General features: G+C 74.1%; 10 protein-coding genes. 9 read left to right on the forward strand and 1 reads right to left on the reverse strand.

The window, feature by feature from the left end:
* Nucleotides 1–167: 167 nt before the first annotated feature.
* The 3 genes from dxr to ispG are packed head-to-tail and all read left to right on the forward strand — an operon-like array spanning nucleotide 168 to nucleotide 3,808.
* A complete protein-coding gene (gene dxr / locus ACGFI9_RS12900; protein ID WP_393178131.1) occupies nucleotides 168–1,379 on the forward strand; it encodes a 1-deoxy-D-xylulose-5-phosphate reductoisomerase in 1,212 nt (403 codons plus the stop codon).
* Nucleotides 1,379–2,626 (forward strand): M50 family metallopeptidase, encoded by a 1,248-nt coding sequence (locus tag ACGFI9_RS12905; protein ID WP_393178132.1) that lies wholly within the window; start codon nucleotides 1,379–1,381, stop codon nucleotides 2,624–2,626. The genes dxr and ACGFI9_RS12905 overlap by 1 nt, the downstream gene beginning before the upstream one ends.
* Before the next feature lie 9 nt (nucleotides 2,627–2,635).
* A complete protein-coding gene (ispG, locus tag ACGFI9_RS12910; RefSeq protein WP_302767651.1) occupies nucleotides 2,636–3,808 on the forward strand; it encodes a flavodoxin-dependent (E)-4-hydroxy-3-methylbut-2-enyl-diphosphate synthase in 1,173 nt (390 codons plus the stop codon).
* A 96-nt stretch (nucleotides 3,809–3,904) separates the two neighbouring features.
* Here ispG and ACGFI9_RS12915 read toward each other — a convergent pair whose 3' ends face one another.
* Nucleotides 3,905–4,492: a PadR family transcriptional regulator gene (locus ACGFI9_RS12915; RefSeq protein WP_393178133.1), complete on the reverse strand. Its 588-nt coding sequence runs from the start codon at nucleotides 4,490–4,492 to the stop codon at nucleotides 3,905–3,907.
* A 122-nt stretch (nucleotides 4,493–4,614) separates the two neighbouring features.
* Between ACGFI9_RS12915 and ACGFI9_RS12920 the strand changes: the two genes are divergently transcribed.
* From ACGFI9_RS12920 to ACGFI9_RS12945, 6 genes are all read left to right on the forward strand, one after another.
* Nucleotides 4,615–5,838 (forward strand): MFS transporter, encoded by a 1,224-nt coding sequence (locus tag ACGFI9_RS12920; protein ID WP_393178134.1) that lies wholly within the window; start codon nucleotides 4,615–4,617, stop codon nucleotides 5,836–5,838.
* Nucleotides 5,839–5,918: 80 nt separating this feature from the next.
* Entirely contained in the window at nucleotides 5,919–6,758 is an 840-nt protein-coding gene (locus ACGFI9_RS12925) for a GNAT family N-acetyltransferase (protein ID WP_393178135.1), read from the forward strand.
* Between the two features lie 134 nt (nucleotides 6,759–6,892).
* Nucleotides 6,893–7,612, forward strand: coding sequence for an ATP-binding cassette domain-containing protein (locus ACGFI9_RS12930; RefSeq protein ID WP_393178136.1), 720 nt, complete (start codon nucleotides 6,893–6,895; stop codon nucleotides 7,610–7,612).
* A 76-nt stretch (nucleotides 7,613–7,688) separates the two neighbouring features.
* Nucleotides 7,689–9,839 carry a YhgE/Pip family protein gene (locus ACGFI9_RS12935; RefSeq protein WP_393178137.1) on the forward strand — a complete coding sequence of 717 codons (2,151 nt, stop codon included), beginning with the start codon at nucleotides 7,689–7,691 and terminating at the stop codon, nucleotides 9,837–9,839.
* 83 nt (nucleotides 9,840–9,922) lie between these two features.
* Nucleotides 9,923–10,516, forward strand: coding sequence for a TetR/AcrR family transcriptional regulator (locus ACGFI9_RS12940; protein WP_148794947.1), 594 nt, complete (start codon nucleotides 9,923–9,925; stop codon nucleotides 10,514–10,516).
* A 76-nt stretch (nucleotides 10,517–10,592) separates the two neighbouring features.
* Nucleotides 10,593–14,090, forward strand: a complete 3,498-nt coding sequence (locus ACGFI9_RS12945) for an ATP-binding cassette domain-containing protein (RefSeq protein ID WP_393178138.1) — start codon at nucleotides 10,593–10,595, stop codon at nucleotides 14,088–14,090.
* Nucleotides 14,091–14,093 lie beyond the last annotated feature (3 nt).

Below are 14,093 nucleotides of genomic sequence, written 5' to 3' on the forward strand. Positions count from 1 at the left end.
GTGGTCCTTCCGGTGTGCGCGACACGCCTGGGGTGCGTCCAGCCGACGAGCCGGCCGCAACGGAAAGCTGATCTTCGGAACCCACGAGGCGGTCCTCGTGCAGGAGTCGGACATCGGGGAGTGAGGCTCCCAGCGGGCGCCCAGGAGCGCTGGGGAAGAATGGGCGGGTGACGTCTCCCCGCGACCTCGTCCTGCTCGGCTCGACCGGCTCCATCGGCACCCAGGCCGTCGACATCGTCCGGCGCAACCCCGACCGCTTCCGCGTGGTGGCCCTCGGCGCCGGCGGTGGCAACGTCGAGCTGCTCGCCGCGCAGGCCCTGGAGCTGGGCGTCGAGGTGGTCGGCGTGGCGAAGGCGTCGGCCGCCCAGGATCTCCAGCTGGCGTTCTACGCCGAGGCGAGCCGGCGCGGCTGGGCCACCGGCGACTTCAAGCTGCCCAAGATCGTGGCCGGGCCGGACGCGATGACCGAGCTGGCCGGGTGGCCCTGCGACGTGGTGCTCAACGGCGTGGTGGGCTCGCTCGGGCTGGCGCCGACCCTGGCCGCGCTGCGCTCCGGGCGTACCCTCGCCCTGGCCAACAAGGAGTCGCTCGTGGCCGGCGGCCCGCTGGTCAAGGCCGCGGTGACGCGGCCGGGGCAGATCGTCCCGGTCGATTCCGAGCACTCGGCGCTGGCGCAGTGCCTGCGCGGCGGCAGCCGGGGCGAGGTCCGCCGCCTCGTGGTCACCGCCAGCGGCGGGCCGTTCCGCGGCCGGCGGCGCGACGAGCTGACCGAGGTCACGCCCGAGCAGGCCCTCGCCCACCCCACCTGGAACATGGGCCCCGTGGTCACCATCAACTCCGCCACGATGGTCAACAAGGCGCTCGAGGTGATCGAGGCGCACGAGCTGTTCGACGTGCCGTACGCCGACATCGAGGTGATGGTCCACCCGCAGTCGGTGATCCACTCGATGGTGGAGTTCACCGACGGGTCCACCCTCGCCCAGGCCAGCCCGCCGGACATGCGGCTGCCCATCGCGCTCGGGCTCGGCTGGCCGGACCGGGTGCCGGCGGCAGCCGCCGCGGTCGACTGGACCAGGGCCCACACCTGGGAGTTCTTCCCGCTCGACGACGCCGCGTTCCCGGCGGTCGCGCTGGCGAAGGCGGCCGGCGAGGCCGGGCGGTGCCGGCCGGCGATCTACAACGCGGCGAACGAGGAGTGCGTGGCGGCGTTCGTCGCCGGGCGGCTGCCCTTCCTCGGCATCGTCGACACCCTCCAGCGCGTGCTGGAGGACGCTCCCGACTTCGACGAACCAGGTACCGTCGAGGACGTGCTCGCCGCCGAATCGTGGGCACGGGCGCACGCCCAGGAGATCATCGTCGGGTCGGTGGAAGGAGCCTGATGGTTTACCTGCTCGGGGTGGTGCTCTTCGCCCTCGCGATTCTCATCTCGGTGAGCCTGCACGAGGCGGGGCACATGCTCACCGCCAAGGGCTTCGGGATGAAGGTCACCCGCTACTTCGTCGGGTTCGGCCCGACCCTCTGGTCGTTCAAGCGGGGCGAGACCGAGTACGGCGTGAAGGGCATCCCGCTCGGCGGCTTCTGCAAGATCGTCGGGATGACCCCGCAGGACGACGATGTGGAGCCGGGGGACGAGAAGCGCGCCATGTGGCGTTACCCGGTGTGGAAGCGGACGATCGTGATGTCCGCGGGCTCCATCACCCACTTCGCCCTGGCCCTGGGCGCGCTCTGGGTGATGGCGGTCTCCGTCGGCCTGCCCAACCCGAAGTTCCCCAGCACGGAGGAGGCCTTCAAGGCCGAGCCGGCCGTGATCGCCCTGGCCCCGTGCGTGGTGGTGGAGAACGTCAGCCGCGCCTGCCAGGCCGGCGACCCGGCCAGCCCGGCGGCCCAGGCCCAGCTCAAGGACGGCGACCGGATCACCGCGGTGAACGGCAAGCCGATCTCCACCTGGGGTCAGATGCTCGACGTGGTCCGCGCCACCAAGCCGGGCAAGGCCACCGTCGAGTACGTCCGCGACGGCCGGACGGCCACCGCCATGATTGACCTGGCCGCGGTGCAGCGGCCGCCGCTGACCGACCCGAAGGGCGCCACCTCGGCGGTCTCCGCGATGGGCGTCGCGCTCGAGCCCAGCACCCCGCGCATGGTCCAGTACGGCCCGGTCGGCGCCTTCGGGGCCACCGCCGACTTCACCGGCCAGATGGCGGTGGGCACGCTGCACGCCCTGCAGCGCATCCCGCAGAAGGTGCCCGCCCTGTGGACCGCGATCACCGGCGGCGAGCGGGACGCGGACACCCCGATCAGCGTGGTCGGGGCCAGCCGGCTCGGCGGCGAGGCGGTGGCGAACGATGCCTGGTTCGTCTTCTTCATGCTCTTCGTCAACCTGAACTTCTTCATCGGCGTGTTCAACCTGCTGCCGTTGCTGCCGCTGGACGGCGGCCACATCGCCATCGCCTGGTTCGAGCGGGCCCGCTCCTGGGTCTACGCCCGGATGGGCCGCCCCGACCCCGGGCGCGTCGACTACCTCAAGCTCATGCCCATCACGTACGCGGTGATCCTGATCGGTGGCGCGTTCACGCTGCTGACCGTCACCGCGGACGTCGTCAACCCGATCACGCTCTTCTCAAGGTGAGTGCCTGAAGTGACCGCTGTCAGTCTCGGTATGCCCCCCGTACCGCCGCCGCCGCTCGCCCCGCGCCGGGCCAGCCGCCAGATCATGGTCGGCTCGGTGCCGGTCGGCGGGGGCGCGCCGGTCTCCGTGCAGTCCATGACCACCACCCTGACCGCCGACGTGAACGCCACCCTCCAGCAGATCGCCGAGCTCACCGCGTCCGGCTGCCAGATCGTCCGGGTGGCGGTGCCGTCCCAGGACGACGTCGAGGCGCTGCCGGCGATCGCCAAGAAGTCGCAGATCCCGGTGATCGCCGACATCCACTTCCAGCCGAAGTACGTCTTCGCCGCGATCGACGCCGGCTGCGCGGCGGTCCGGGTGAACCCGGGCAACATCCGGCAGTTCGACGACAAGGTCAAGGAGATCGCCAAGGCCGCCGGCGACGCGGGCGTGCCGATCCGGATCGGCGTGAACGCCGGCTCGCTGGACAAGCGGCTCCTGGCCAAGTACGGCAAGGCCACCGCCGAGGCGCTGGTCGAGTCGGCGCTCTGGGAGTGCTCGCTCTTCGAGGAGCACGGCTTCCGGGACATCAAGATCTCGGTCAAGCACAACGACCCGGTGGTGATGATCCGGGCGTACCGGCAGCTCGCCGAGAAGTGCGACTACCCGCTGCACCTGGGCGTGACCGAGGCGGGCCCGGCGTTCCAGGGCACCATCAAGTCGGCGGTCGCGTTCGGCGCGCTGCTGGCGGAGGGGATCGGCGACACCATCCGGGTCTCCCTCTCCGCGCCGCCGGTCGAGGAGATCAAGGTCGGCGCCGCGATCCTGGAGTCGCTGGGCCTGCGCGAGCGGGGCCTGGAGATCGTCTCCTGCCCGTCCTGCGGCCGGGCCCAGGTCGACGTCTACAAGCTGGCCGAGGAGGTCACCGCCGGCCTGGAGGGGCTGCCGGTGCCGCTGCGGGTGGCCGTCATGGGCTGCGTGGTGAACGGCCCGGGCGAGGCCCGCGAGGCCGACCTCGGTGTCGCCTCCGGCAACGGCAAGGGCCAGATCTTCGTGAAGGGCCAGGTCATCAAGACCGTCCCCGAGGGCCAGATCGTGGAGACGCTGATCGAGGAGGCGCTCCGCCTCGCCGACGAGATGGGCGCCGAGATCCCCGAGGAGCTCCGCGACCTGGTGCCCGGCGCCACGGTCACCGTGCACTGACGCCCCACCCCGCGCCGCAGGCGCGCTGATTCACGGAAAGAGTGGCCATTCCACGCGGAATGGCCACTCTTTCTCTGTACGAGGCCGCTTCGGAGGTCACTCGGATTCGGCGAGGATGGCGTAGAGCTTGCGGCGGGTCTCGTCGAGCACCTGGGCGGCCCGCTCCCGCTGGTCGTCGGTGCCGGTCATCATCACCTGGCGCAGCGCGTGCATGGCCTGCGCGCCGGCGTCCCGGATGTCGTGCCAGCTGCTGACGGTCTTCTCGGCGAACTCCGCCCAGGGCGGGGTCTGCGCCGCCTCCGCCGCCTCGGCCCGCCCCTGCTCGGTGAGGGTGAACCGCTTCCGCCCGCCGTCGGAGTCGGCGGCCGCGGCGATGACGCCCTCGTCCTCCAGCAGTTGCAGGGTCGGGTAGATCGAGCCGGGGCTGGGCCGCCAGGCCCCGCCGGTCCGGGAGTCGATCTCCTGGATCATCTCGTAGCCGTGCATCGGCCGCTCGGTGAGCAGGGCCAGCACGGCGCCGCGGACGTTCGGTCGCCGTCCCCGGCCGCGCCCCCGGCCGCCCCGGCCGTGCCCGTGACCGTGCGGTCCGGGCGGGAACGGCGGCGGGCCGGGCGGTACGGGCGGGAAGCCGAAGCCGCGCATCCGCATCTCGTGCATCGCGTGCATCCGTCGGTGGAAACCCATCGGGCTCTCCTTCTCTCATCCTATCGCTGATACATCAACGATATATCGGCAATGCATCGCCGACAAGGCGGAATGTGGGACGGGGACGCAAACCGTACGTACGTCTTGCTAGGGTGTCGGGCGTGCGCCTGCTTCCCGAACCGGGCCCGGCCCGGACCCTCGCCCTCTCCACCCTGGTCAACACCGTCGGACGCGGCACCTGGCTGACCGTCAGCGCCCTCTTCCTGACCCGGTCGGTCGGGCTGACCGTGGCCCAGGTCGGCCTCGGGCTCACCATCACCGCGCTGGTCAGCCTGCTGGCCAGCACGCCCATGGGCTACCTCGCCGACCGGCACGGTCCGCGCGGGATGCAGCTCGCCGCGCTGCTCGCCTCGGCGGGCTTCACCGCGGCGCTGGTCGCCGTCCGGTCGTTCCCGGCCTTCCTCGCGGTCGGCGTGCTGATGGCGGTCGCCGACGCGGCCAGCCGGGGTGCCCGGGGGGCCCTGATCGCCGGGGCGGTCCCCGCCGACCAGCGGGTCCGCACCCGGGCCTGGCTGCGCGCGGTCACCAACGTGGGGATCGCCGTCGGGACGGTCGCCGCCGGCTTCGGCATCGCGGCGGACACCCGCACCGGGTACGTGGCACTGATCCTGCTCGACGCGGTGACCTACCTGGGGGCGGCGGCGATCCTGCTGCGGCTGCCGGTGGTGCCGCCGGTGCCCGCGCCGACGCACGGCCCCCGCCTGATCGCCCTGCGGGACCGCCCGTTCCTCGCCTTCACCGTGCTCGACGGCCTGATGTCCATGCACTTCGGGCTGATCAACATCGCCCTGCCGCTGTGGATCGCCGACCACACCAGCGCGCCGGACTGGCTCGTCTCCGGCTGTCTGTTGCTCAACACCGTGGTGGTGGTGCTCTTCCAGGTCCGGGCCTCGCGCGGCACCGAGGAACTGGTCGGCGCGGGTCGGGCCGCCCGGCGGGCCGGCGCCGTCATTGCGGCGGCCTGCGCGCTCTTCGCGGCCAGCGGTGGCGTGTCCGCCGCAGTCGCCGTACCGCTGTTGCTCGGCGGGGCGCTGGTGCACGTGGTGGGGGAGTTGTGGCACGCCGCCGCCGGCTGGGGCATCTCGTTCGGCCTGGCCCCGGCCCACGCTCAGGGCCAGTACCAGGGCGCGTACGGGATGGGCATGCAGCTCGGCTCGATGGTGGCCCCGGTGGTGGTGACCACCCTGGCCGTCGGCTGGGGCGTACCCGGCTGGCTGCTGCTCGGCGGGCTGTTCCTGGTGCTCGGGGCGCTGGTGCCGCCGGTGGTGGCCTGGGCCGCCCGGACCCGGCCGGCCGAGCCGGCGGCGCCCGTGCCGGTGGGCTGAGTCGCTGCTCACCCAACGGATCGGCGGAGGTCTTCAGGTCGGCCCGCGCGCCCCCCGCTGGATCTGGCAGGCTGGTACCCGTGCTCACGGTGCCGGTACGCCAACTCGGGGAGTCGGAGCGCCGCGCGGTCGAGCGGCTGCTCGACCTCGACCCGTACGCCGGCGCGCAGGTCGCCGAGCGGGTCGCCGCCCGCGGGCTGGCCTGGTGGCGGGCCGAGGGCCGGATCCTGGGCTACGGCCCCCGGCGCAACCTGGAGTCGATCTGCTGGCTGGGCGGCAACCTGACCCCGGTGCTCGCCTCCGAGCCGGCGGTGGCCGCCTTCGCCGAGCAGTTGTGCACCGAGGAGCGGCTCTGCTCCTCGATCGTCGGCCGCGCCGACGCGGTGCTCGGTCTCTGGGACCGCCTCTCCGCCCACTGGGGCCCGGCCCGGGACGTACGCCCCAACCAGCCGCTGCTGGCCACGGACGCGCTGCCCACGGTGGCGGCCGACCCCGAGGTGCGCCGGGTGCGCGGCGGTGAGGTCGACCAGCTCTTCCCGGCGGCGGTGGCGATGTACACCGAGGAGGTCGGGGTATCGCCGCTGGCCGACGACGGCGGGCGCGGCTACCGGCGGCGGGTGGCCGACCTGGTCCGCGCCGGGCGGGCCTACGCCCGGTTCGCGGACGGCAAGGTGATCTTCAAGGCCGAGCTGGCCGTGGTGACCCGGCGGACCGCCCAGGTGCAGGGGGTCTGGGTGGCGCCGGAGTGGCGGGGCCGGGGGATCGCGACCGCGGCGATGGCGGCGGTGGTCCGCGACGCGCTGGCCCGGTTCGCGCCGACGGTCAGCCTCTACGTGAACGACTTCAACCTGCCCGCCCGGCGGGTCTACGAGCGCTGCGGGTTCCGGCCCGTGGGCACGCTCGCCACCGTGCTCTTCTGAGCCGCCGCCGGGTCGAGCCCCGGCCCTGGCATGGCCGGGATCACGTCGCTTCGAATTGCGCCGAATCGGACAGGCGGCGCTATGCTGGTCATGTTTTTGTACTGACCGGTCAGTTCAGAAGTTGGGACGGGATCGTGAAGATCGTCGAGGCCAGCGGGCTGGGTCTGCGGACCCGCCGCGGCTGGGTGTATCGGGACGTCGACCTCACCGCCGAGGCGGGCGAGCTGCACGCCGTCACCGGCCCGCCCGGCAGCGGACGCACCTCCCTGCTGCTGGCCCTGGCCGGGCGCTTCCCGCACACCGACGGGGAGCTGCGCCGCCGGGGACCGGCCGCGCTCGGGCAGGTCGCCGGGGTGCACGAGCCCGACCCGACGCTGACCGTCGCCGAGCACATCCAGGAGCGGCTGCTGCTGCTCGGGCCGGTGCCGCGCCGCCGCCGCCAGCTCGTCCCGGTCGCTGCGGTGCGGGCCCGCCGGGCCTACCGCCGGGACGCCTTCGCCGCCGCCATCGCCGGCGCCGGCTTCACCGACGCCCCGCTCGACCCCGACCGGTACGGCCGCGACCTCACCCCCGTCGAACGGCAGGTGCTCGGCCTGGTGCTGGCCAGCCTGAGCGGCCCGAACCTGATCGTCGCCGACGACGTCGACGCCGGCTCCGACGCCCCCGAGCGGGAGTGGATCTGGGCCGCCCTGGCCCGCCTCGCCGACCAGGGGTACGCGGTGATCGCCAGCGCCCGCGCCGTCGAGCCCGGCGCCACCGCGATCGTGCACCGGATCGGCGACCCGACCCTCCCCACCCCCGCCCTCGTCGCGCCCCGCGCGGCGCAGGACCAGACCCCCGAGGTGACCGCATGAGCGAGCGTAGCGAGCGAATCATCAAGTTCAGTGTGTTGGTGCCTCATGACGGCACGGAGCGGAGCGGAGTGCCGGCATGAGTGTCGTTCGACTCGCGCTCTTCGAGCTGCGCCGGATGACCCGGGGCCGGCTGCCGCGCGCCGCGCTCGCCGTCCTCACTGTCATCCCGTTGCTCTACGGCGCTCTCTACCTCTACGCCTTCTGGGACCCGTACGGGAACCTCGACCGCATCCCGGTCGCCCTGGTCAACGCGGACCGGCCGGCGAAGGCCGGCGACGGCAGCGAGGTGCACGCCGGCCAGGACCTCACCGACGAACTGCTCGACCGGAAGGTCTTCGGCTGGACCGTGACCGACCAGGCCGACGCCACCGAGGGGCTCCGGGACGGCCGGTACCACCTGGTCTTCTCCATCCCGGCCGACTTCTCGGCCACCCTGGTGGCCAGCCCCGAGCCGGACCAGCCGGCCCGCCGGGGCGAGCTGAAGGTGGTCAACGACGACGCCACCAACTACCTGTCCGGGCTGCTCGCCCGCTCCGCGTTCAGCGAGATCCGGGCCGCCGCCGCGGAGAGCACCGCCGCCACGTACTTCGACCGGATGCTGATCGGCTTCACCGACGCCAAGGCCGAGACGGGCCGGGCCGCCGACGGGGCCGGGAAGATCCACGACGGGCTCGGCGCCTCCGAGGAGGGCGCCGGGAAGATCGCCGACGGGCTGGACAGCGCCGAGGACGGCGCCGGGCAGCTCGCCGACGGGCTCGACAGGTCCGTGCAGGGCGCGGACAAGCTGGCCGGCGGCCTCGACCAGCTCTACACCGGCGCGGCGCAGATCGCCGACGGGACCAGCCGCGCGGCGACCGAGACGAAGGCCGCCGCGGCCAAGGTCGACGCCGCCGCCGACAGGTACGAGCCGCTGCTGCGCGAGAACGCCGACGACATCCAGCGGGCCGCCACGCTCGTCGCCGAGGGCGCGCAGACGCTGGCCGACGGCATCGACGCGCTGCCGGCCAGGGCCGACGAGGTGGTGAGCCGGGCCGAGGAGGTCCGCGACCGCCTCGACGCGCTGGCCCAGGCCCACCCGGAGCTGGCCGACGACCCGAACTTCGTGGCCGCCCGGCAGGCCGCCGACAAGGCGGCCAGCACCGCCCGGGCGATGGCCGCCGCGCTGGACCGGACCGACCTGGCCGCCCTGAAGAAGCAGATGACCGAGGTCGCGCAGACCGCCCGAGAGGTGGCCGCCGCCGCGCCGCACCTGGCCGACGACGTCGCCTCCGCCCGGGCCAAGGTCGACCAGCTCGCCAGCGGCCTGAACACCCTCGCCCAGGGCAGCGCCAAGCTCCGCGACGGCCTCGGCGACGCCGCGAACGGCGCCGACCAGCTCCGCGGCGGCCTCTACCGGCTCGCCACCGGCGCCCGGCAGCTCGACGGCGGGCTGGCCCAGCACGGCAGCGGCAGCGACCGGCTGGTCAGCGGCCTCACCAAGCTGGAGGGCGGCGCCGGGGACCTCGCCGACGGGCTCGCCTCCGGGGCGGAGAAGCTGCCCGGGTACCACGACGCGGACACCCGCTCCGGCATCCTCGGCGACCCGGTCGGCCTGATCCGCAACTCGCACCATCCCGCCGGCTCGTACGGCGTCGGGTTCGCCCCGTACTTCCTGGCCCTCGCCCTCTGGGTGGGCGCGATGATCACGTACATGCTGCTGCGGCCGGTCAACCGGCGGCACGTCATGTCCGGCGCGCCCGGCTGGCGGGTGGCGCTGGCCGGCTGGCTGCCCGCCGCGGCGATCGGCCTGGCCCAGGTGGCGGTCCTGTTCACCGTGGTCACCCTGGCGCTGGGCCTCGACCCGACACACCCGGTCGCGACCTTCGGGCTGCTCGCGCTCGCCTCGCTGGCCTTCACCGCGATCATGCAGCTGCTCGGGGTGGCGCTCGGCCCGGCCGGCCGGCTCGCCGCGCTGGCCCTGCTGATGCTTCAGCTCACCTCCTCCGGCGGCACCTACCCGGTGCAGACCTCGCCCGGCTTCTTCCAGGCGATCCACCCCTGGCTGCCGATGACGTACGTGGTGGCCGGCCTGCGGCACACGATCAACGGCGGCCCGGCCGCACCGGTGGTCACCGGCGCCCTGGTCCTGCTCGCCTTCGGGATCGGCGCCATGGTGCTCACCGTCGGCGCGGCGCGCCGGTCCCGCCGCCTCACCCCGGCCAGGCTGCACCCCGAACTGACCATGTGAGGATGCTGATGGGTCGTACGGCGGTGGCGCCGGGCCAGGGTCGCCCGGGCGGCCCGTACCGGCGGGGTCGACGGGGAGGGCGAGTGACGGACGGACGGTCGCGCCGGCGGGGGGACACCCGCCAGCGTCTCTTCGTGGCGGCGGTGGAACTCATCGCCGAGCAGGGCTTCTCCGCCACCACCGTGGACGACATCGCGGCCCGGGCCGGGGTGGCCAAGGGCACCGTCTACTACAACTTCGAGTCCAAGACGGTCCTCTTCGAGGAGCTGCTGCGGCACGGCATCGGCCTGCTCACCGCCGACTTCCGGGCCGCCGTCGACGGCCTGCCGCCCCGCGAGGCGCTCGCCGCGCTGGTCCGCGCCGAGCTGGAGTACATCCGCCGCTACCGGGCCTTCGCCCAGCTCCTGCTCTCCGAGATGTGGCGCACCAACCGGGAGTGGCAGCAGACCCTGCGGCTGTTGCGCGGCGAGGCGATCGAGGTGATCGCCGAGACCGTGCGGGCCGGCGTCGCCAGCGGCGACCTCCCCGCCGACCTGGACGTTCGTACGGCCAGCTCGGCGCTGTTCGGGGTGGGGCTCGTGGTGGCCGTGGACTGGCTGGTCTTCCAGCCGGACCGGCCGATCGAGGACGTGCAGGAGGCCCTGCTCGGCATCGTCCGCCGGGTCGCTCAGACGTAAATCGTTTGAGCCGTCCCGCCCGGACCGGCGAGGCTGGGGGTACCGCCCCCACCGATCCGAGTCCGGAGGACCTTCCATGCGCCTGCTCCGAGATCTCTGGGCCACCGCACCTCGCCGCCTGGCCCTGGTGGGGTTCCTGATCGTCCTGGGCGCCGCCGGGCAGGCAGCCGCCTCCGCGCTGGCGGGGCCGGTCCTCGTGCACCGATCCACCGGCTGGTTCGTGCTGCTGGCCGCCGCGCTGGTCGCCGCGGTCGTCACCGATCTGGTGATCGGGCTGGTGATGGCCCGGCTGACCGCCGACTGGTCGGCCGACGTGCGCCGCCGGCTCTGCCGGGTGGCGTTCGGGCAGGACCTGCCCACGCTGGAGACCACCCCGGTCGGCGAGCTGCTCGACCGGATCGACAACGACGTCTACCAGGTCGGTTCCGAGATGCGGAACACCGGCGTGCGCCTCGTGCAGGGCGTCGCCGTCTGCCTGCTCGCCACGGTCAGCGCGCTGTTCGTCTGGTGGCCGGCCGGCGTCGGGATGATCCTGCTGACCGCGCTGCTCGGCGTGCTGCTGCGCCGACCCACCGCGCGGATCGCCCCGGCCCGGATGGTCGAGGAGGAGGCGTGGTCCGACCTCGCCGCCGTCATGGAGGAGGCGGTGCACGGCCAGGACGACGTCCGGACCAGCCTGGCCCGGCCGTACGTGCTGCGGCTCTACGCGCAGCGGGCCGCCGCGGTGATCCGCCGGGGCGGCACCGTGTTCCGGCTGTCCGCCCGGGTCACCGCGCTGGCCGCCGGCGGGGTCCGGCTCGGCATCGTCGGCGTGGTGCTGGCCGGGGCCTGGGCGCTGTCCACCGGCCGGGTGGACCCCGCCCGGCTCACCGCCATCTGGCTGCTGGTGCTCGCCTTCGGCGCGACGGTCGAGCACATCGCCCGCTGGGTGCCGCACCTGCAGCAGGCGTTCGGCGCGTGGGCGCGGGTGCAACTGCTCGCCGGCTCGCGCCAGGAGCCGGCCGGTGGCGTCACCCCGGTGGACGGCGACCTCACCGTCCGCGGCCTCACCTTCCGCTACCCGACCGTGGAGGACGACCGGGGGCCCGCGCTGCGCGACGTCCGGCTCAGCTTCGCCCGGGGCCGCTCGTACGCCCTGGTCGGCCGGACCGGATCGGGCAAGTCGACCCTCGCGAAGGTGCTCACCCGGGCGGTGGACGTGCCGCGCGGCACGGTCTTCCTCGGCGACACCGACCTGGTCGACCTGGACGTCGAGGCGCTGCGCCGGTGGATCGCCGTGGTGCCCCAGCGCACCGAGATCCTCGCCGGCACGCTCGCCGAGAACGTCGCCCTCTTCGACCCCGCCCTGCTCGACGACGCCACCCGGGCGCTGGCCGAGCTGGGCCTCGACGGCTGGATCGCCGAACTTCCCGACGGGGTGCACACCCGGCTGGGCGAGGGCGGGCACGTCCTCTCCGCCGGGCAGGAGCAGCTCGTGGCGTTCGCCCGGATCCTGGTCCGGGACCCGCGCGTGGTGATCCTCGACGAGGCCACCGCCCGGCTCGACCCGGTCACCGAGAACCGGGTACGCCAGGCCACCGAGCGGCTGCTCACCGACCGGATCGGCATCGTCATCGCGCACCGGCTCTCCTCGGTGCGGCGCTGCGACGACGTGGTGGTGATGGCCGACGGCGCGGTGCTGGAGGCCGCGCCGCTGAGCGAGTCCGTCCGCTTCGCCGAGCTGCTGGCCGCCAGCCATGCCGGCGCGTACGCCGGTGCGGGTGGCCGCGGCGGCGGGGTGGACCTGCTCGACGGGCCGCCCGACGCGTGGGATCCGGAACCGGCGGAGGACGCCGCGTCGGCCGGCGTCCCCCGGCAGGTCGCGGTGCCGCGCGCGGACCCGCCGCCGGTCCCCGACCCGCCGCCCGCGCGGACGCTGCGGGAGATCCTCCGGCTGGGCACCAACGATCCCCGGTACGGGCTGGTCTCGGTGGCGCTGTTCATCGTGATGACCCTGCTCGGGCTGGACGGCTCGGTGCTGCCCTGGCTCTGGGCCGGGGTGGTCGGCGGGGGAGACCCGTGGCTGCCGGCGCTGGGCATCGCGGCCGCGCTGCTGGTGGTGCTGCCGCTGCCGTACCTGACCAACCTCTGGTTCCCGCAGTGGTGGATCCGGCAGATGCTGCGGATCAGCGCGCGGCTGGTGCACGGGCAGACCGGGGCGCGCCGGGTCAGCGGCCACACCCCGGCGGAGGTGGTGGCACAGGGCGGCGACACCGACCGGGTGGTGCAACTCGCCGACAACCTGATGGACCAGTTCATCAGCGTGGCCATCCTGGTCACGATGACGGTGGTCACCGGCAGCTTCGTGCCGGCGCTGTTCTTCCTCGGCACCATGGTGGTCTCCGGGCTGGCCGCGACGCTGTTCGCGCCCCGGCTCGAACGGACCGCCCGGGGCACGGTCAAGGCCCGCGCCGCGTTCGCCACCGCACTGGTCTCCTCGCTCTCCGCCGCCCGTACGGTGAAGCTCGCCGGGGCGACCCGGCCGGTGCTGGACCACCTGGCGGCGCTGGACACCGTGCGCAGCGACCGGCAGCGCCGGGAGATCGCCATGCAGGTGTGGGCGCGGTCCACACCGTCCCTCGCGAGCGGGCTGCTGCCGATCGGCGCCTGGGCGCTCTACCTGGCCGGTGGGCTCTCCGCCGGGGCCACCCTGGTGGCCGTCTCCACGCTGGGCGCGGCCCGCTGGTTCGCCTGGACCACCGCCTCGCTGGTCTCGAACTACCCGTCGGCCCGGGTGTGGACCCGGCGGACCGTGGCGATGAGCGGTGTCGGCGTGTACTCGGCGGCGGTGCCCGGGGTGGACCTGGCCGCCGGTACCGCACCGGCACCGGAGCCACCGCCGCGGCACCCGCTGCGCCGGCTGGAACTGGCCGGGTTCGGCGCGCTGCACACCGACGGCACCCTCGCGGTCCGGGACGTCGACCTCACCGTCGAGCGGGGGCAGTTGGTGCTCGTCGTCGGGCCGGTCGGGTCCGGCAAGTCGTCACTCCTGCGGGCGCTCGCGGGGATCGTCCACCACACCGGCGTGCTGCGCTGGAACGGCGAGCCGGTCACCGAGCCGGAGCTGTTCCTCCGGCCCAACCAGGTTGGCTACGTCGGGCAGCTGCCCCGGGTGCTCTCCGGGACGGTGGCCGACAACATCGCGCTCGGGCACCAGGTGGACGCCGCCGACGCGGTGTCCACCGCCCAGCTCGACCACGACCTGGCCGCGGCGGGTGGCGGGCTCGGGCTGCTCATCGGGCACAAGGGCACCCGGCTCTCCGGCGGCCAGCTCCAGCGGCTGGCCCTGGCCCGGGCCCTCGCCCCGCGTACCGAGCTGCTGGTCGCCGACGACGTGTCGTCGGCGCTGGACGTCACCACCGAGCTGGCGCTCTGGGCCGCGCTGCGGGAGCACGGGGTGACCGTGGTGGGCTCGACCGCCAAGCGGGCCGCCCTGGTCCGGGCGGACCACGTGGTGGTGCTGGTCGACGGCACGGTGGCCGCCCAGGGACCGTGGCACGACCTGGAGTCCCGCTGGGGGCACCTGGCGGGGTGACCG

It is taken from the genome of Micromonospora sp. NPDC048930, from assembly GCF_043197935.1.
GTDB lineage: Bacteria > Actinomycetota > Actinomycetes > Mycobacteriales > Micromonosporaceae > Micromonospora.

Coding starts and splice junctions, on each gene's coding strand:
- ACGFI9_RS12905 (WP_393178132.1), top strand. CDS start 1,379: ATGGTTTACCTGCTCGGGGTGGTGCTCTTCGCCCTCGCGATTCTCATC.
- ACGFI9_RS12915 (WP_393178133.1), bottom strand. CDS start 4,492: ATGGGTTTCCACCGACGGATGCACGCGATGCACGAGATGCGGATGCGC.
- ACGFI9_RS12935 (WP_393178137.1), top strand. CDS start 7,689: ATGAGTGTCGTTCGACTCGCGCTCTTCGAGCTGCGCCGGATGACCCGG.
- ACGFI9_RS12945 (WP_393178138.1), top strand. CDS start 10,593: ATGCGCCTGCTCCGAGATCTCTGGGCCACCGCACCTCGCCGCCTGGCC.